Genomic DNA, 18,237 nt, shown 5'->3' with positions numbered 1-18,237 from the left:
GTCAGTCAGTGCAGGCTAGGACTTGGCGCGGGCGCGGTTGGCCTTGGCGCGCTCGTTGGAGTCCAGGATGACCTTACGGATACGGATGGCATCCGGGGTTACCTCGACGCACTCGTCTTCGCGGGCGAATTCGAGGGACTCTTCGAGGGTGAGATCACGCGGCGGCGTCAGGTTTTCGAAGGTGTCGGAGGAAGCGGCACGCATGTTGGTGAGCTTCTTTTCCTTGGTGATGTTGACGTCCATGTCATCAGCGCGGGAGTTCTCGCCGACAATCATGCCTTCGTAAACCTCGGAGGTGGGCTTCACGAAGAAGGAACCGCGCTCCTGGAGGTTGATCATGGCGAACGGCGTCACAACGCCGGCACGGTCTGCAATCATCGAACCGTTGGTACGGTATTCGATCGGTCCGGCCCACGGCTCGTAGCCCTCGGAGATGGAAGCAGCGATACCGGCGCCACGGGTGTCCGTCAGGAACCGGGTACGGAAACCAATCAGGCCACGCGCAGGGACGATGAACTCCATGCGGCACCAGCCGGTGCCGTGGTTGGCCATGTTGGTCATGCGGCCCTTGCGGGCAGCCATGAGCTGCGTGACGGCGCCCAGGTATTCCTCAGGCACATCGATGGTCATGTGTTCCATCGGCTCGTGCAGCTTGCCGTCGATGGTCTTGGTGACCACCTGCGGCTTGCCGACGGTCAGCTCGAAGCCTTCGCGACGCATCTGCTCAACCAGGATGGCCAGCGCGAGCTCGCCACGGCCCTGGACTTCCCAGGCGTCGGGACGCTCGGTGGGGAGGACCTTGATGGAGACGTTACCGATCAGTTCCTTGTCCAGGCGATCCTTCACCTGGCGGGCCGTGACCTTGGCGCCCTTGACCTTGCCGGCCAGCGGCGAGGTGTTGATACCGATCGTCATGGAGATCGCGGGATCGTCCACGGTGATGAGCGGCAGCGGCTGCGGGTTCTCGGCGTCGGTCAGGGTTTCACCAATGGTGATTTCCTCGATGCCGGCCACAGCGACGATTTCGCCCGGGCCTGCGGATTCGGCAGGAACACGGGTGAGAGCCTTGGTGGCGAGCAGTTCGGTGATCTTGACGTTCTTGAGCTCACCGTTTGCACGAGCCCAAGCAACGGTCTGGCCCTTGCGGAGGGTTCCGTTGTAGATGCGGAGCAGGGCGAGGCGGCCAAGGAACGGCGAAGCGTCCAGGTTGGTCACGTGTGCCTGCAGCACGCCGTCCGGGTTGTAGGTCGGGGCCGGGATGTGCTCAATGATGGTCTTGAAGAGGGGCTCGAGGTCCTCGTTCTCCGGGGCCGAGCCGTTAGCCGGCTGGTCCAGGGACGCACGGCCAACCTTGGCGGCAGCGTAGACGACGGGAACTTCGAGGACCTTATCCAGGTCCAGGTCGGGAACTTCGTCCGCGAGGTCCGAAGCGAGGCCGAGGAGCAGGTCCATGGACTCGTGGACAACCTCATCGATGCGGGCGTCCGGACGGTCGGTCTTGTTGACCAGGAGGATGACCGGGAGGTGCGCGGCAAGTGCCTTGCGAAGCACGAAGCGGGTCTGCGGGAGGGGGCCCTCGGAGGAGTCGACCAGCAGGACGACGCCGTCAACCATGGACAGACCGCGCTCTACCTCGCCACCGAAGTCGGCGTGGCCGGGGGTGTCGATGACATTGATGGTGATGGTCTCGCCGTTGGACGACGGGCCGTTGTAGGCAACCGTGGTGTTCTTCGCGAGGATGGTGATGCCCTTTTCGCGCTCCAGGTCACCGGAGTCCATGACACGGTCCTCAACCTCACCATGGGAAGCGAAGGAGTTGGTCTGCTTGAGCATGGCGTCGACCAGGGTGGTCTTACCGTGGTCAACGTGTGCGACGATCGCGACGTTGCGCAGATCGCTCCGCGACGCAGTGTTGGTGATGGTTTCAGACATGCGTTAATGACTCGTTTCAGTGGTGAAGTCAGCTGTTTGTATCCGCGCGCATACCTGATCGACTTGATCGGAACACACAGCGAAAAGACCCCGGGACACAGGGCACCTGCATCCAGTCTAAACGCAGTTGCATTTCCCAGCCTAAAAAGCAAGCCATTCGATGCTGCAATGTGGCACTGCTCACATATCGTCACGCTTTAGTAACCGCTACTCCAGATGCTGGATTTTCCCGCCGTCGTGCCCCATGATTGCTGCAGAACCAGTGCCACACGGAGACCAATCGATGCGACAATCTTCGGCCGCGTTCCGCCTGCTCGCACCATTGATCGCCATCGGCGTTCTGTCGGTAGGCTGCGGACCAAGCCCAACCACCCCAGTTCCTGCCCCCTCGCGTTCCGTCGCGCCCGGCCCTGCCCAGACGGCCGCCGCCGCTTCGCCCTTAAGGACGGCCCCGTCACCGAGTGCCCTGGACTTGCCCGTTGGCTCGCTCTACAAAAACCCGGCCAACAACCGCAACGAGCTGGTGCTGGCTGATGTTCGCCACACTGCCGTGCTGATCGGCGATTCGCAGTCGATGCCGAAGGACTCGTGGCCACAGCAGGGCATCGCGGCCCTCGGATACAAGTTGCACGTGGTGGGCATGGGCGGCACCGGTTTCGTGGCCGCCAACGGTAAAACAGGCAACTACATCGATGCATTGCAGCGCGGCGACTGGATACTGCCGTACGGCGACCCCCCTCTGATTGTGGTGCAAGGGGGCGGCAACGACGCCTCGCAGAAGGCCACCGACGCACAGATCGCCAGTAACGCCGAGCGATTGTTGGCCGCCCTGAAGAAGCGCTACCCCGGCGCTGCCTTGGCGGTGATCGGAACCTTGGCACGCGGCGCAAGCAACGGAGGGGGCCGTCGCACTGAAGTGGACGCCTTATTAGGGCGGATTGCTGCCAAGCACGGAATCCCGTTCGTCAGTACTGGTGATTGGCTCACCCGTTACGACGCAATTGGGGATCTCCAGGACGGCGTGCACATGAAGCCCTCCGGGCACGCCAAGCTTGGCGCGGTCTTGGCCCGTGAGCTCACTGCATTGGGTCTCAAGCCCCGCCCCGACAACGAGGCCCCGGCGAAGACTCCCGCTCCGTAGCGGGCCCCTCAACGGGCAGATAAGACAGCAAGAGCCGGTGGTTTCCTTTCGGGAACCACCGGCTCTGCCGCTATCCAGCGATCAAACGTTCGACGCCGGTCAGGCCACTGCGGGCGGCAGCAGAAGTGAACCACCAGGAATAGCGTCCAGGAGAGCCTGGGTGTAAGCCTCACGGGGGTTGTCGAAGACATCGTCCGTGCTGCCCGTCTCCACCAGCTTGCCTTTTTCCATGACGCAAACGTGGTCCGCGATCTGGCGGACCACCGCGAGGTCGTGCGTAATGAACAAGTACGTCAAGCCCAGGTTGTCCTGGAGGTCAGCCAGCAGGTTCAGCACCTGCGCCTGCACCAGGACGTCCAGCGCCGAGACGGCCTCATCGCAAATGATGACTTCGGGGTCCAGTGCCAGAGCGCGCGCAATGGCAATACGCTGACGTTGGCCACCCGAGAGTTCGTTGGGGTAACGCTGCATCATGGACTGGGGCAAAGCCACCTGGTCCAACAACTCACGGACCTTCTTCTCGCGGCTGGCCGCATTCCCGATCTTGTGCACACGCAGCGGCTCTTCGATGGTCCTGAAGATGTTGTACATCGGGTCCAAGGAACCGTACGGATCCTGGAAGATGGGCTGCACGCGGCGACGGAACTTGAACAGCTCCTTGCCCTTCAACCCCGCGGTATCCACGCCGTCGAAGACGATCTGGCCCTCAGTGGGCTTCTCAAGCTGGAGAACCATCTTGGCAACAGTGGATTTGCCCGAGCCGGACTCGCCCACGATCGCCGTCGTGGTCCCGCGCTTGACGCTGAAGCTGACATCGTCAACAGCAGCGAAATCGGACGTCTGCCCCAGTCCCTGGCGCAGTTTGTAGATCTTGCGCAGGTTCTTGATCTGGAGGACCTCGTCCTGGGCACGGTCCTTCGCAGCCGCCACAGGTGCCAGGAGATCTTCTGCTTCGACACCCTGCTCCTTGGCCACCTGGATACGGCGCGAAGCCAAGGAAGGAGCCGACTCAACCAGGCGACGGGTGTACGGGTGCTGGGGGTTGCGCAGCAGATCCAAGGAAGGACCTGCCTCAACAACATTGCCCTGGTACATGACGATGACTTTGTCGGCCCTCTCGGCAGCCAGTCCGAGGTCGTGGGTAATGAGCAGCACGGACGTACCGAGCTCAGTGGTCATCTTGTCCAAGTGGTCCAGGATCCTACGCTGCACCGTGACATCCAGTGCCGACGTCGGCTCATCCGCAATCAGGAGCTTGGGCTGGCAACTCAGGCCGATGGCGATGAGTGCACGCTGGCGCATACCACCGGAGAACTCATGCGGATACTGCTTTGCGCGCCGTGCAGCATCGGGAAGGCCGGCTTCAGCGAGGACACGGGCAACGTCTTCCGGGCCGTCAGGTCGACCGTTCGCCTTCAGGGTTTCCCGAACCTGGTAGCCGATCTTCCATACCGGGTTCAGGTTGGACATCGGATCCTGGGGAACCATGCCAATGTGGCTGCCACGCAGCTCGATCATGCGCTTTTCAGACGCATGGGCAATGTCTTCGCCGTCGAGCAGGATCTGTCCGCCCGAGACGCGACCGTTGTTGGGCAAAAGGCCGATGGCGGCCAGCGCCGTCGTCGACTTTCCTGAACCCGACTCCCCCACAATGGCGACCGTTTCGCCCGGCATGATGGACAAGTGCGCGTTCTTGACCGCTTTGACCTCACCGGATCCGGTCTTGAAGGTAATGGCCAGGTCCTTGATCTCCAGGATGGGCCGTACGGGTGCAGTGGCTTCATCAATTCTGATGTTGGCAGAAGTCATGGTCGCCTCCTTAGCGCTGACGGCTCTTGGGATCAAGAGCATCGCGGACGGCGTCGCCAAGCATGATGAAGCTCAGGACGGTGATGGACAGGGCGGCTGCCGGATAGAGCAGGATTCCGGGGTTGGTGCGGATGGACGCGTTCGCCGCGGAAATGTCGTTACCCCACGACATCACGCTGCCAGGCAGCCCGACACCGAGGAAGGACAACGTGGCCTCCAGGACGATGAAAACGCCCAATTCCAACGTGGCAAGCACAATCACGGGCGCCAGGGCGTTCGGCAAAGCGTGCTTCACCAGTGCGCCAAACTTGGAAACACCCAAGGACCGGGCCGCGGTGACGAAATCCGCGTTGCGCACCTCGATGACGGCACCTCTGGTGATACGCGCCATTTGCGGCCAGGCGAGCAAGGATATGGTCAGGACCACGGTCCAAACGCTCCTGTTCTCCCGGAACAACGGCAACTGGGTGATAACAAGGGCGCCGAGGATGATCGGCAGCGCGAAGAAAATGTCGCCGAGACGTGCAAGGACAGAGTCCAGCCAGCCACCGTAGTAACCAGCCAACGCACCCAGGGTGACACCAATCAGTACGACGGCCAGCACGGACAGGACTCCGACAGACAAGGAAGCCTGCGTACCGTGGATCACGCGGGAATAGACGTCGCAACCCTGGAGGGTGAAGCCCAGAGGGTGGCCGGCAGTGGGCGCACCTTCGGAGTTGGCCAGCTGGCAGTCGTTATTGGGTTCCACGCTGGTGAAGAGTCCCGGGAAGACTGCAACGATCACCAGGAGCAGGATCAACAGCGAGGAGACGATGAACATGGGACGGCGGCGAAGCTTCCGCCAAGCATCGGCCCAAAGGCTCAGAGGCGCCTGATCTGTCTTGACAGCGTCAGTGGCCAGAAGCGGCGTTTCCTCGACGGGGGCCACAAAGTGTTCAGTATTACTGGTCATAGCGGATCCTCGGGTCAAGCCAGGCGTACAGGAGGTCAACCAAGAGGTTGGTGATGACGAAAACAAGGACCAGGACGCTCACGATCGCAACGATGGTGGGGCCCTCGCTTCGCTGGATGGCCTGGAAGAGTTTGTTACCGACACCGGGCACGTTGAAGATGCCCTCGGTGACAATGGCGCCGCCCATGAGCCCGCCGAGGTTGGCACCCAGATAAGTCACCACGGGGATCAACGAGTTCCTGAGAATGTGGGCCATCACGACGCGGGGCCGGGAGAGACCCTTCGCGGTTGCCGTACGAACGTAGTCCGCGTTCATGTTCTCGCTGACGGAGGCGCGTGTCAGTCGGAGGACGTAGGCAAACGACACCAGCCCCAGCACGACCGCCGGGAGGATCAGGTTGCCCCAGTCGGCATTGGCACCCACCGTAGGTTTGGCCCAACCTAGTTGGACGCCGAACACGAGCTGGAAGACGAAGCCCAACACGAAGGTCGGGACGGCGATCACCAGGAGCGACACGACGAGGACGGTGGAGTCGAAGAGCTTGCCCTTCTTGAGACCAGCGAAGACACCGAAGGCGATGCCGAACACGGCCTGGATAATGAGCGCTTCGATGGCGAGCATTGCCGTGACGGGGAAGGCCCTGGCCAGGGAATCGGCGATGGGCTGCTGGGTAAAGTCAACACCAAGGTTGAAGGTAAACAAGTTCTTGATGAAGAGGCCATATTGAACCCAGAATGGCTGGTCCAGGTTGTACTGGGCCCGGAGGGCGTCGATGACGCTCTGCGGTGGCTGGCGATCCCCGAAGAGGGCAGCAATCGGGTCGCCGGGTAGTGCGAAGACCATGTAGTAGACGAGGAGCGTGGTCCCCAGGAATACCGGGATGACCTGGAGGAGCCTACGGAAAATGAAGCGAACCACGGGTCACCCCTCTCCGGTGGTGGGGCATTGGTGTGTCATGTGTGCCTTCCTGCCAAGCAAGCAAGGGGGGCCCGGCGCTTTGGCCGGACCCCCTTTGCCCTAAGGCAAGTTCAGATCCTGGAGACTACTTGGCCTCGATGTCGAAGTAGCGGACGCCGCCGTTCCAGCCGGTTTCAGCTGAGACAACGTTGTTGCTCCACACGATCGGGGTTGCCCGGTACCACAACGGCAGGCCGGGGAGGTCCTTGAACAGGATCTCCTGCGCCTGGTTGAACTTCTTGTTGGCGTCTTCCGGAGTCTTGGCTGCAAGGCCTTCCTTGAGGAGCTTGTCGAACTCGGGGTTCGAGTACTTCTCGTAGTTGGACGATGCGTTGGTTTGCCACACAGGTCCGAGGAAGTTGTAGAGCGACGGGTAGTCACCCTGCCAGCCGGCGCGGGTCAGGCCCGGGAGGGACTGCGACTTGCGGAGGTCCAGAACTTCAGCGAACTTTGCGAACGGCTGGATTTCGGCCTCGATGCCGAGGTTGTTCTTGAAAGCGTTGGCTACGGCGTCGATCCATTCCTTGTTGCCACCGTCAGTGTTGGAGGCGATCAGGAGCGGCTTGGAACCGTCGTACGGCTTGATCTTCTCGGCTTCGGCCCAGAGATCCTTTGCCTTCTGGGCGTCGAACTTCAGCACGTCGCTGCCGGGGATGGCGTCGTTGTAGCCGTCGAGCACGGGAGCTGTGAACTCGGTGGCCGGGGTACGCGTGCCGTTGAAGATGACCTTGGTGATCTCTTCGCGGTTGATGGCGTGAGACAGTGCCTGGCGACGCAGGAGGCCGGCTTCACCCTGGAAGTTCGGGTTGTAGCCCGGGATGTTCAGGGTGGCGTTGTTGGCGTTCGGGCGCGTGGAGTTACGGTCAGGGAAGTCCGTGGTGTAGGTCTTCAACGCGTTCGACGGAACAACGTCCGTGATGTCGAGGTTGTCGGCCTGGAGATCCGTGTACGCGGGGCCCGGATCGGTGTAGAACTTGAAGGTCACGCCACCGTTCTTGGCAGCACGCGGGCCGGTGTAGTCGGCGTTCTTGACCAGGGAGATGGACTGGTCGTGGACCCAGGCACCTTCCTTCTCGAACTTGTAGGGGCCGTTGCCGATCGGGTTCTCGCCGAACTTCTTGGAATCCTTCAGGGCCTCTGACGGAAGCGGGTAGAAGGCGGAGTATCCAAGTCGCAAGGACCAGTCAGCTTCAGGCTGGGTCAGCTTGACCGTAATGGTCTGGTCGTCCGTGGCAGCCAGGCCGGACATGGTCTGTGCCGTGGGGGCCGGCGTCGAGGTCTTCTTGCCGTCGGCGGAGGTGGTCTCGGTGACTGCGCTGACATCGGCGTAGCCTTCGATGGACTCGAAGAAGAAGCCGTTGTTCTGGAGGTTGGTGCTCAGTGCGGCAAAGTTCCAGGAGTCAACGAACGTCTTTGCCGTGACGGGCTCGCCGTTGGTGAACTTGGATCCGGATTTGACCTTGATGGTCCAGTTCTGCGAGTCCGTGGTTTCAATCGACTCCGCAAGTGCGTTAACGGGCTTGCCGTCCGAGTCGTAGGCGCGAAGGCCCTCGAACAGCAGCTCGACGACGCGGCCACCGTACACCTCGTTGGTGTTGGCCGGAAGCAGCGGGTTCTGCGGTTCGTTGCTGTATGCGGAAATGACCTTGTTCGGGTCAGCTGCGGCAGAGCTGTTTGTGCTGGTGCCGCCACCGCCGCCGCAACCGGTCACTGCGAGGGCGATGATCGCCGCTACGCCTAGAGCTTTGGAAGTGCGCGAGAAACGCATTCCGCCTCCTATGAGTCGTGGAGTTGAGCAGGGGAAATTCGTGATTTCCCCCAGGCACAGGCACAGTTTCCTACTGTGACGTTGCCTACATGTGAGTGTAAGCCTACCCACATTGTGTCCGGATGATGGGACATGCTGGCCAAACTGTAACCGTTCCGCAACCTACACATGCCTAAATTGACGCGGATTTCAAGTCAAACGCTACTCGGTGGTAATATTCGCTGTCTGACAGCAGGACAGGACGATTTCTAGACAAAGAAGGGCCCCGATTCCATGGAACCAGGGCCCTGTCCCACACCTGGGAAAGTCTTTGCCGTAGCGGCTACTGCCGCTCGGCCAAAGTTGCCAATTGTCCTGTCACCAAGCTCCAGCCCTCCTGCAAGCCAAGCTGCTCATGCTGTGCGCGCGACTCCGGATCCCCGTGACGCGCCACGATCCGGTACAAGGTTCCCTCTGTGTGGTCTGTGAAGGTGACCTCTCCCGTGACCGCGACGGGCATGGGTCGGACGGGCCTAAGGCTGCTGTCTACGGCATTGGTAAACACCAGTCGCTCCCCCTGATCAACAACGAGGAAAGCTGCGTCCATGTGTGGAACGAACGCAGAACCGTCCTCGCTCATGGAAGTTACGAAGCCCCCGCCAGCATGCGGTGCGAACGACTCCAACCTGCACGTGTAAGGCTCGGGAATCCACCACTGCTCGAAAAGTTCAGGCGTTGTCCAAGCGCTCCAAACGGTGGCCCGCGACGCACGAATGACCCTCTCGATAACGAGGTCAAGATCACGATTCATGGTTCTCCTTGAAGTTGCTGGTACTGGAGGCCGCTACGTCCTGACCTATTATGCTGGGCGGATGTCTACTGATGAAGAAAAGGATCCGCCCATCCCGGCTGATGTTGAGGGCAAGATCCCCAAAAAGACGCACGACAATCCAGACACCGAACAAGAAAAAGACGGCATCGAACCCGCCGACTCCTAACGGACTCCACGCGGGGCACAGCTGTAGGCCCTCAAACAGCGAAGGCCGCAGGCAATGAAGTCTTGAACTTCATCGCCTGCGGCCTACTGCGCTACAGGTCTCTTTACTCGCTGAACCAGGTCACACGTTGAAGCGGAACTCCACCACATCGCCGTCGGCCATCACGTACTCTTTGCCTTCGATGCGGACCTTGCCGCGGGACTTGGCCTCAGCCATGGAACCGGCGTCAATGAGGTCTTCGAAGGAGACAACCTCAGCCTTGATGAAGCCGCGCTGGAAGTCGGAGTGGATCACGCCGGCGGCCTGCGGTGCGGTGTCACCCTGGCGGATGGTCCACGCACGCGTTTCCTTGGGACCGGCCGTGAGGTAGGTCTGCAGGCCAAGGGTGTGGAAACCAACGCGGGCCAACTGGTCCAGGCCGGATTCGCTCTGGCCGTTCATTTCCAGCATCTCGCGGGCTTCTTCCTCGTCCAGTTCAACGAGGTCTGATTCCAGCTTTGCGTCAAGGAAAATGGCGTCAGCAGGGGCAACCAGAGCCCGCAGTTCGTCCTGCTTCGCCGGGTCTCCAAGAATGCCCTCGTCCGCATTGAAGACGTAGATGAAGGGTTTGGCGGTCAGGAGTCCGAGTTCCTTGAGGTGTCCCATCTCCAGCTTGTCGCTCTTGATCGACGAGAAGATCGTGTCACCGCGTTCCAGGACCGCTTGGGCGGCCTTGATGGCTGCAAGCTCGGCAGCTTCGCGCTTCTTGATCTTGACTTCTTTTTCGATACGCGGGATGGCGTTTTCGATGGTCTGAAGATCGGCCAGGATCAGTTCGGTGTTGATGGTCTCCATGTCGGAGCCCGGGTCAACCTTGCCATCCACATGGATCACATCGGGGTCATCGAACACGCGGACGACCTGTGCGATGGCCTCTGCTTCGCGGATGTTGGCGAGGAACTTATTGCCGAGCCCTTCGCCCTCCGAGGCGCCCTTCACGATCCCGGCGATGTCCACAAAGGACACCGGAGCCGGCAGCAACTTCTGCGAACCGAAGATTTCGGCCAGCTTCGCCAGACGCGGATCCGGCAGGTTGACCACACCGACGTTCGGCTCGATCGTCGCGAACGGATAGTTCGCGGCGAGCACCTGATTACGGGTCAGTGCGTTGAAAAGAGTTGATTTGCCGACGTTGGGCAGTCCGACGATGCCAATAGTAAGAGCCACGAGCATTGATTCTACCCGGTGTGACCACGTCCAGGGTTGTCACCACCCGCAAACGGCGCCCACGCGTGCAGCCTTGCTAAAACTGTCGTACCCCTGTGACAGGGTTGCCTCATGGATGGATTTGGATTGGTTTTGGCCCTGCTCATGCTCCTGATCGGCGCCGCCGTGGGTCTGGGGGCTGGCTATGTCGTCTTTCGGCGCCGGGGTGCTGGCCTGGAGGAAGATTTCGACGCCGTTTCGTCGCGCCTCTCGGAGGTGACCGCGCAGCTGGCAGCGGCCGACGCCGAACGCCGGCTTTTGTTCACCCAGAACCGGGAGTTGACTGCTTCGAGGAACGGGGATGGCAGCGTCCTGCGTGCGCTCGCTCCTGTGGCTGAGAAATTGACGGCAGTCCAGCAGCAGGTTTCCCTTCTGGAACGCGATCGGGTGGAACAGTACGGACAGCTTGCGCAGCAACTGCAGGACGCCCGTCTGTCAGATGAACAACTCCTGCGGTCGACGCACGCCCTGGCATCCGCCCTTCGCTCCAACAGCGCTCGTGGGCAGTGGGGCGAAGTTCAGCTCCGCCGGGTAGTGGAAGCCTCGGGAATGCTGCGGCACGTGGACTTCCATGAGCAGGTTCATTCCGGCCGAACCGAGAACACGCTGCGCCCTGACCTTGTGGTCCAGCTGCCCGGCGGCAAACAACTGGTAGTGGACGCCAAGGTACCACTGGGATCCTACCTCGCAGCCCAGGAACAGCTGCACGGCGACGGGTCCTTTGGTGAATCCGTAGCACCCGCCAGCAACCATGACTCAAAGACGTTGCTGGCGCACCACGCCAAAGCCCTGAAAGCCCATATCGATGCTTTGGCGGGCAAAAAGTACTGGGACATCCCGGGGAACTCACCCGAATTGGTGATCTGCTTCCTTCCGGCAGAATCCATCCTGGCGTCAGCCCTCGAGGCAGACCCGGCCCTGCTGGAATATGCCCTCTCCCGGAATGTCGTATTGGCGTCGCCTGGAACCTTGTTGGCCGTCCTCAAGTCGGTGGCGTTCACCTGGCGCCAGGATGTGCTCACGGACAGCGCCCACGAGCTGTTCGAGCTCGCCAAGCAGCTCTACGAGCGCATGGGGACACTGGGTGAAAATGTCGGCAAGCTGGGTAGCTCGCTGAAGACGTCCGTAGATCGTTACAACGCGATGGTAGGAACCCTTGAAGCCCGTGTCCTCCCGACGGCACGAAAGCTCAACACCATGGACGATGCCGGCCTTGCCGCGCCCATGTCAGTAGAGGCAGTCCCACGGGCCTTGGCAGCCCCTGAACTGCTGGCCGAGGACGCCGAAGAGTCTGCGGCTTAACGCACTGGCCCGCAGTGGGCCGCTTCCCCGGAGGGCAGCGACCACTGCGGGCCAGATTCTTTTTGTCTGTTGTGTGGCGAAGACGTTATGACGTCGAGCGGTTTCCCCGGCCGCCGAGCGCGCGTGTCACGTCGCCGGCTTTCTTCAGGGTGGCCCGCAGCTCCTTGGGAAGGGAGAACAGGAGGTCTTCTTCGGCAGTCACCACTTCCTGCACGTCGCCGTAGCCGTAGTCGGCCAACAGGCGCAGCACATCTTTGACGAGCACTTCCGGAACAGAGGCCCCGGACGTCACACCAACGGTGGCCACTCCTTCGAACCATGCTTCGTCCACTTCATTGGCAAAGTCGACTCGATATGAGCTCTTGGCGCCATATTCGAGGGCAACTTCAACCAGTCGGACCGAGTTGGAAGAGTTGGCTGAACCCACAACGATGACAAGGTCAGCTTGGGGGGCAATCTTTTTGATGGCCACCTGCCGATTGGTGGTGGCGTAGCAAATGTCGTCGCTGGGCGGATCCTGCAGGGTCGGGAACCGATCCTTCAGGAGGCGGACAGTCTCCATTGTTTCGTCCACACTCAGCGTCGTCTGTGACAGCCAGATGGTCTTCTCGGGATCCCGGACCGTGACCTTGTCTACCTCGTGCGGACCGTTGATGATCTGGATGTGCTCCGGGGCCTCACCGGCTGTTCCTTCGACTTCCTCATGACCCTCGTGGCCGATGAGCAGGATGTCGTAGTCTTCCTTGGCGAAGCGGACAGCTTCTTTGTGGACTTTCGTCACCAAAGGGCAAGTGGCGTCGATGGTGCGGAGACCTCGGTCCTCTGCGGACTGGACCACGGCAGGGGAAACTCCGTGCGCAGAGAAGATGACAAGAGCGCCCTCGGGGACCTCGTCTGTTTCCTCGACGAAGATGGCTCCTTGTTCTTCCAGGGAGCTGACCACATGGACGTTGTGGACGATCTGTTTGCGGACGTAAACCGGGGGCCCATAGTGCTCAAGGGCTTTTTCGACGGCGATGACGGCCCTGTCCACTCCAGCGCAGTACCCGCGCGGGGCGGCCAGCAGAACCTTCTTGGGACCCGTGACGGGGGCCGCTGCCTGTACCTCTTCGGGAGAACGCCGTCTGCGCGGCACCGTGGGCATAGGAATGGAAACTGCTGTGCTGGTCATCCCTCCATGCTACCGGCCCGGTCTTTAGCTCCGGGCCGAACGTGACCCTCGTCGCCCTGACACCGCGGAAGCTATGACGCCAACCACCAAGACAGCCCCGGATGTGACTGCTGCGATCAGGACCCACTGGCCAAAACCTGTCCGCGCCGCAGTGAGGAACTCCTGCTTGAACAGTTCTGCCACACCATTGGCGCTGGCAAGGTTTCCGATCATCCCGCCAGCCAGATCCGCCCCTGCCGTCCATAGTGCCGCAAGTGCGAGTCCGCCGAGCCCCAGGAACACCAGGACCAGCGAGCGTCGGCGGGCGGCGACGAAGGCCAGGAGTGCCGCCACTAAGGCGCCGGCAGCGGCTACCCACCACAGGGGTGCGAAGGCAGAAACGCGCTCAACGAGTTGCCGGTGCGAAGGCTCCCCCAGAGAGACAAGGCTCTCAGCGGGAACATCAAGCCTGATCCGCGTAGCCTCGGCAAAATGATCGCGAATCAGCCTCACCAGTGGCCCTATATCCAGGACCAGGGCCGTGGAAGAAGCCGATTCCTCCGCTTGCGTGGCTGCTCCGAAGTTCAGCCTGTGGCTGTTCCGAACCGTTTCCTCCCAGGCTTGGGGGTAGTCGCTCCACGATTGCATGCCCGTGGCCGCATTCCGGAGCGCATCGGCCGCCAGGGACTGGATCGGCCCGGGAAGGTCCACCGAGGATTCGAAGGTGCCTACGGCGGCGGTTGCAAGGCGGCTCTGGAAGTCGGGATCGTTGCCCAACGCTCCCGCGATGCGAACGAAGCCCTCTTCCTTGACGATGTTCTGGTCTACCCACGCTGCTGGCACGGCGACGGCCGTCAGCAGAACGGCGAGGACCACTCCCAATGCTGAAACAAAAGTACGCAAGGTCATCCTCGGGGCTCGGGGGCTGTGCCACCATCCTAGGTCTGTCCACATGATAGGAAAAATGTCGGGGCCCGGCACTAAAGCTATGGATAGAGTTGGAAAGCGGCCGGCACCCAAGGCCGCATCCCTGAGCGAGGACAAAACCATGCTGCAACAATCACGGACACCGGAACAGGCACGGACCGCCAATGTCCGCTGAAGCGACGCCCGAATCCACCTTGCCGGGGACAGCTGCCGAAACCAGCCCTGATAATCCCTGGCCGCTGCAACTCCTGTCCAGGAAGCTCAAGGCGCACATCGAACGGGCGCCTGCGGCATGGATCGAGGGACAGGTCATTGAGCTGAACCGTCGGGGTGGAAACGCATTCCTGACGCTGCGTGACGTTGACGCCGAGATTTCCCTGCCGGCATCCGTGTGGTCCACGGTGCTGGACCGCCAAAAGGTTCCCTTGGAACGCGGGTCCCGCGTGGTCGCCTTGGTCAAGGCGGACTTCTGGGTCAAAACAGGTCGGCTGAACATGTCAGTGAAGGACATCCGTCCAGTTGGCCTGGGTGACCTGCTGGCGCGGATCGAACGGCTGAGGCAGGCGTTGGCTGCCGAGGGACTCTTCGCTGATTCCCGGAAACGCAAGTTGCCTCTCCTCCCCCACCGCATCGGACTCATCACCGGCCGGGACTCGGACGCCAAGAAGGATGTCCTGCGCAATGCAGCCTTGCGTTGGCCGGCAGTTGAGTTCGACGTCCGCGAAGTTGCCGTCCAAGGCAACACCGCTGTTTCCCAGATCATCGCAGCGCTGAAGAAGCTGGATGCGGATCCCCATGTGGATGTCATTGTCATCGCCCGAGGTGGCGGGGCGCTGGAAGATCTCCTCCCCTTCAGCAACGAGGACCTCATCCGCGCTGTTTCAGCGGCAACAACGCCAATTGTCAGCGCTATCGGCCATGAGGCTGACCGTCCCATCCTGGACGACGTCGCGGACCTCCGCGCTTCCACCCCCACCGATGCCGCCAAACGGATCGTTCCTGATGTCGCAGAAGAATTGGCCATGGTGCGCCAGGCCCGCGATCACCTCCGCCGCAGCGTTGGCCGGATGGTGGACAGGGAGACAGACCGGCTCCATGCCTTAAGGTCCCGACCGGTTTTGGCTACCCCGGCTTCGATGGTCGACGCCCGCGCAGACGACATCCACCGGCTGCAACGGCGTTCCCATTCAGCTGTGAGCACTGCGGTCGTCCGCGCCCTGGATCAGGTGCAACACCTGAGGGCACAAGTGCGGGCATTGTCTCCGCAGAAAACACTGGACCGCGGTTATGCCGTGGTCCAAATCGTCGGCGAGGACCAAGCAGGGCACACGGTGGTCAGCAGCCCTGAAGAGGCGCCAGAGGGCACCGCACTTGCCATCCGCGTAGCTGACGGTCGATTCCGCGCAGTATCCAGCGGCCAAGGACAAGTCGCCGAACGCTGACACGGCAGAACCCAACGTCACTCCCAACCACAAAGGACATCATGACTGAAAACACTCCAGCGGACCCTTCACCGGAGTCCCTCGACTCTCTGAGTTACGAAGAAGCCCGTGAGCAACTTGTCAGCGTAGTGGGCCGCTTGGAAGCGGGCGGTGCCACCTTGGAAGAGTCCTTGGCGCTCTGGGAACGGGGCGAAGCCTTGGCCAAGCGGTGTGAGGACTGGCTTGAGGGCGCACGCAAGCGCCTGGCGACCGCAAGAGATGCTGGCAACGACGCCGGGGCTGCCGCCAGCTCCGGCTAACAGCTGCGGGACGCTACCAGTCGCGGGAGCGAATGGCTTAGGACTCCATGACGAGGGCGCGCTCCTCGGCGACGTCGAAATTTGCCTTGGGCCAGTCCAGCTGCAGCCCCCCGAGGGCATCCAACAGCAGTTGCTGCACTGCGATGCGCGCGTACCACTTCTTGTTGGCAGGTACCACGTGCCACGGAGCAGTTTCCGTTGAGGTCTTCTCGAAGGCCACGCTATAGGCGTCCATATAGTCATCCCAGAAGGCCCGCTCGGCGAGGTCCGTCCGACTGTATTTCCAGTGCTTGGTGGGATCGTCAAGCCTGGCAATGAGTCGCCTCTTTTGCTCGTCCTTGCTGATATTGAGCATGACTTTGACCACGGTGGTTCCCTGCTCGGCAAGACGGGCTTCGAAGTCATTAATCGCGGCATACCGGCGCTCCAGCTCGGAAGCGTCGGCCCATTCGTGGACGCGATGAATCAGGACGTCCTCGTACTGTGAACGGTCAAAGACTCCCACCATTCCAGCAGCAGGGACTTGCTTCTCGATCCTCCACAGGAAGTCGTGCGACTTTTCCTCGTCAGTTGGGGCCTTGAACGCAGATACTTGAACGCCTTGCACATCCATGGCGCCCACTACGTGGCTGACAATGCCACCTTTCCCGGCGGTGTCCATGGCTTGGAGTATCAACAGGAGCCGTTTCCCGCTGCCCGCCCTGCCCTCGGCAAAGAGCTTTTCCTGCAGCTCCGCCAGCCGCGCATCCTGTGCCTCCAGCAGCGCTTTGCCATCCGTTTTCCCACCGGTGTAGCCGGGGGTGGATTCAGGATCAACGCCTGCCAGCGAAAACCCAGGCCCCACTCTCAGTACCTCGGCCGGACTTTTGGCGAACTCAACTGCTGCAGCCATTGACGTGCCCTTTCTGCCAGGCCGCGCCCCCGTGGCGCGGCCATGGACCTCAGGCTAATTGCCCGGGTACCTCGACAGGAAGTCCGCCATGCGGCCAATTGCCTCTTCGATGTCCTTCACGTTGGGCAATGTCACCATTCGGAAGTGGTCCGGGCGCACCCAGTTGAACGCCCTCCCGTGTGACACCAGGATTTTCTGTTCCTTCAACAGGTCAAGGACAAACTTCTCGTCGTCGCGGATGTGATAGACCTCGGGGTCCAGTTTGGGGAACAGGTACAGTGCTCCCCTGGCCTGCTGGGTGCTGACTCCGGGGATGGCATTCAACAGATCGTAGGCCTTGTTGCGTTGTTCAAGGAGCCTGCCGCCGGGCAGGATGAGGTCGTTGATGCTCTGGTAGCCACCAAGCGCCGTTTGGATGGCGTGCTGGGCAGGAACATTGGCACACAAACGCATGTTGGCCAGCAGGTTGATGCCTTCAAGGTAATCGGCGGCATCCTTCTTGGGCCCCGAGATGGCCATCCAGCCAGCGCGGTAGCCACAGACCCGGTAGGCCTTGGACAGGCCACTGAACGTCAGGCACAGGACATCGTCACCGGTGAGCCCGGCGAGGTTGATGTGAACAGCGTCCTCGTACAGGATTTTCTCGTAGATTTCATCGGCGAAAAGCACCAGGCCGTGTTTTTCGGCGAGGGCGACAATCTTCTTGAGCGTCTCTTCCGGGTACACCGCGCCCGTGGGATTGTTGGGGTTGATCACCACAATTCCCTTGGTCCGGGGCGTGATCTTGGCTTCCATGTCCTCAAGGTCAGGCTGCCAGCCGGAGTCTTCATCACAGAGGTAGTGCACTGGGCGCCCGCCGGCCAAGGCGACCGAAGCCGTCCACAGCGGATAGTCCGGTGTGGGAATCAGGACCTCGTCGCCATCTTCAAGGAGGGCCATGAGGGACATGGTGATGAGCTCGCTGACACCATTGCCAAGGTAAATGTCATCAACGTGGATGTTCTGGATGCCGCGGGTCTGGTAGTACTGCGACACGGCCGTCCGGGCAGAGAAAATACCGCGGGAATCGCTGTAACCCTGGGCATTTGGCAGGTGGCGGATCATGTCCACCAAGATGGCGTCAGGCGCTTCAAAACCAAAAGGGGCCGGGTTTCCGATGTTCAGTTTGAGGATCCGGTGACCCTCCGCCTCCATCTGCTGGGCGGCCTGAAGAATCGGTCCACGGATGTCGTAAAGGACATTATGAAGCTTGGTGGACTGCTTGAATTTCGCCATCCCTCAAATATGCCACACGGGTGATGGACTTTAGCTGAGACTTAACTCACATATACGACGACGGGGGGGGGGGGGGCCCCCCGGGGGGGGGCCCCCCGGGGCGGCCCCCCGACCGGGAACAGGCACCGACCGGGAACAACGGAGGCGGCCGCATCGGAATAGTTG

16 protein-coding genes are annotated in these 18,237 nt (G+C 61.4%); 5 read left to right on the top strand and 11 right to left on the bottom strand.

The genetic code is table 11. The features are described 5' to 3' along the window. Window positions 1–15: 15 nt before the first annotated feature. A complete protein-coding gene (typA, locus tag LN996_RS18770; RefSeq protein WP_089595701.1) occupies window positions 16–1,932 on the bottom strand; it encodes a translational GTPase TypA in 1,917 nt (638 codons plus the stop codon). Window positions 1,933–2,215: 283 nt separating this feature from the next. Between typA and LN996_RS18765 the strand changes: the two genes are divergently transcribed. Then, complete coding sequence (locus LN996_RS18765) at window positions 2,216–3,073, top strand: SGNH/GDSL hydrolase family protein (protein WP_231341903.1); 858 nt, start codon at window positions 2,216–2,218, stop codon at window positions 3,071–3,073. Between the two features lie 99 nt (window positions 3,074–3,172). Here the strand turns inward: LN996_RS18765 and LN996_RS18760 are convergent, their stop codons facing one another. The 5 genes from LN996_RS18760 to LN996_RS18740 all read right to left on the bottom strand — a co-directional run bounded on the left by LN996_RS18760 (window position 3,173) and on the right by LN996_RS18740 (window position 9,353). Then, window positions 3,173–4,882 (bottom strand): ABC transporter ATP-binding protein, encoded by a 1,710-nt coding sequence (locus LN996_RS18760; RefSeq protein ID WP_231341902.1) that lies wholly within the window; start codon window positions 4,880–4,882, stop codon window positions 3,173–3,175. Between the two features lie 10 nt (window positions 4,883–4,892). Then, window positions 4,893–5,837 carry an ABC transporter permease gene (locus LN996_RS18755; protein ID WP_090818045.1) on the bottom strand — a complete coding sequence of 315 codons (945 nt, stop codon included), beginning with the start codon at window positions 5,835–5,837 and terminating at the stop codon, window positions 4,893–4,895. After that, a complete protein-coding gene (locus tag LN996_RS18750; protein ID WP_026539948.1) occupies window positions 5,827–6,756 on the bottom strand; it encodes an ABC transporter permease in 930 nt (309 codons plus the stop codon). The genes LN996_RS18755 and LN996_RS18750 overlap by 11 nt, the downstream gene beginning before the upstream one ends. Window positions 6,757–6,880: 124 nt before the next feature. Then, the gene (locus LN996_RS18745) at window positions 6,881–8,563 is read right to left on the bottom strand and encodes an ABC transporter substrate-binding protein (protein ID WP_231341901.1); all 1,683 of its coding nucleotides are present in this window, start codon (window positions 8,561–8,563) and stop codon (window positions 6,881–6,883) included. 322 nt (window positions 8,564–8,885) lie between these two features. Next, a complete protein-coding gene (locus LN996_RS18740) occupies window positions 8,886–9,353 on the bottom strand; it encodes an SRPBCC domain-containing protein (RefSeq protein WP_231341900.1) in 468 nt (155 codons plus the stop codon). Here LN996_RS18740 and LN996_RS18735 point away from each other — a divergent pair. Next, window positions 9,352–9,540: a hypothetical protein gene (locus LN996_RS18735; protein WP_231341899.1), complete on the top strand. Its 189-nt coding sequence runs from the start codon at window positions 9,352–9,354 to the stop codon at window positions 9,538–9,540. The two genes, LN996_RS18740 and LN996_RS18735, sit on opposite strands and share 2 nt — an antisense overlap. A 120-nt stretch (window positions 9,541–9,660) precedes the next feature. Here the strand turns inward: LN996_RS18735 and ychF are convergent, their stop codons facing one another. After that, window positions 9,661–10,746 (bottom strand): redox-regulated ATPase YchF, encoded by a 1,086-nt coding sequence (gene ychF, locus LN996_RS18730; protein ID WP_231341898.1) that lies wholly within the window; start codon window positions 10,744–10,746, stop codon window positions 9,661–9,663. A 111-nt stretch (window positions 10,747–10,857) separates the two neighbouring features. On the opposite strand from ychF, the gene LN996_RS18725 reads away from it, so the two are divergent. Beyond that, window positions 10,858–12,087 carry a DNA recombination protein RmuC gene (locus LN996_RS18725; protein WP_231341897.1) on the top strand — a complete coding sequence of 410 codons (1,230 nt, stop codon included), beginning with the start codon at window positions 10,858–10,860 and terminating at the stop codon, window positions 12,085–12,087. 85 nt (window positions 12,088–12,172) lie between these two features. On the opposite strand, the gene LN996_RS18720 is transcribed toward LN996_RS18725, so the two are convergent. Together LN996_RS18720 and LN996_RS18715 are read right to left on the bottom strand one after the other, a co-directional pair. Further along, complete coding sequence (locus LN996_RS18720; protein ID WP_231341896.1) at window positions 12,173–13,258, bottom strand: 4-hydroxy-3-methylbut-2-enyl diphosphate reductase; 1,086 nt, start codon at window positions 13,256–13,258, stop codon at window positions 12,173–12,175. Window positions 13,259–13,282: 24 nt separating this feature from the next. Beyond that, window positions 13,283–14,146 (bottom strand): hypothetical protein, encoded by an 864-nt coding sequence (locus LN996_RS18715; protein ID WP_231341895.1) that lies wholly within the window; start codon window positions 14,144–14,146, stop codon window positions 13,283–13,285. A 182-nt stretch (window positions 14,147–14,328) separates the two neighbouring features. Between LN996_RS18715 and xseA the strand changes: the two genes are divergently transcribed. Both xseA and LN996_RS18705 read left to right on the top strand, forming a co-directional pair. Continuing rightward, window positions 14,329–15,606 carry an exodeoxyribonuclease VII large subunit gene (gene xseA, locus LN996_RS18710; protein WP_231341894.1) on the top strand — a complete coding sequence of 426 codons (1,278 nt, stop codon included), beginning with the start codon at window positions 14,329–14,331 and terminating at the stop codon, window positions 15,604–15,606. A 41-nt stretch (window positions 15,607–15,647) separates the two neighbouring features. Then, window positions 15,648–15,905, top strand: coding sequence for an exodeoxyribonuclease VII small subunit (locus LN996_RS18705; RefSeq protein ID WP_231341893.1), 258 nt, complete (start codon window positions 15,648–15,650; stop codon window positions 15,903–15,905). Between the two features lie 37 nt (window positions 15,906–15,942). Here LN996_RS18705 and LN996_RS18700 read toward each other — a convergent pair whose 3' ends face one another. Together LN996_RS18700 and LN996_RS18695 are read right to left on the bottom strand one after the other, a co-directional pair. Then, on the bottom strand, window positions 15,943–16,797 hold the full coding sequence (locus tag LN996_RS18700; protein WP_231341892.1) for a polyphosphate kinase 2 family protein: 855 nt from the start codon (window positions 16,795–16,797) through the stop codon (window positions 15,943–15,945). A gap of 54 nt (window positions 16,798–16,851) precedes the next feature. After that, window positions 16,852–18,072 (bottom strand): pyridoxal phosphate-dependent aminotransferase, encoded by a 1,221-nt coding sequence (locus LN996_RS18695; RefSeq protein ID WP_026546228.1) that lies wholly within the window; start codon window positions 18,070–18,072, stop codon window positions 16,852–16,854. Window positions 18,073–18,237: the final 165 nt, after the last annotated feature.

Source organism: Arthrobacter sp. AK01 (assembly GCF_021109375.1).
In the GTDB taxonomy this organism is placed as follows: Bacteria; Actinomycetota; Actinomycetes; order Actinomycetales; family Micrococcaceae; genus Arthrobacter.
Note: the sequence above shows the minus strand (reverse complement) of the source record. Positions and strands in the feature narration are given on the sequence as shown.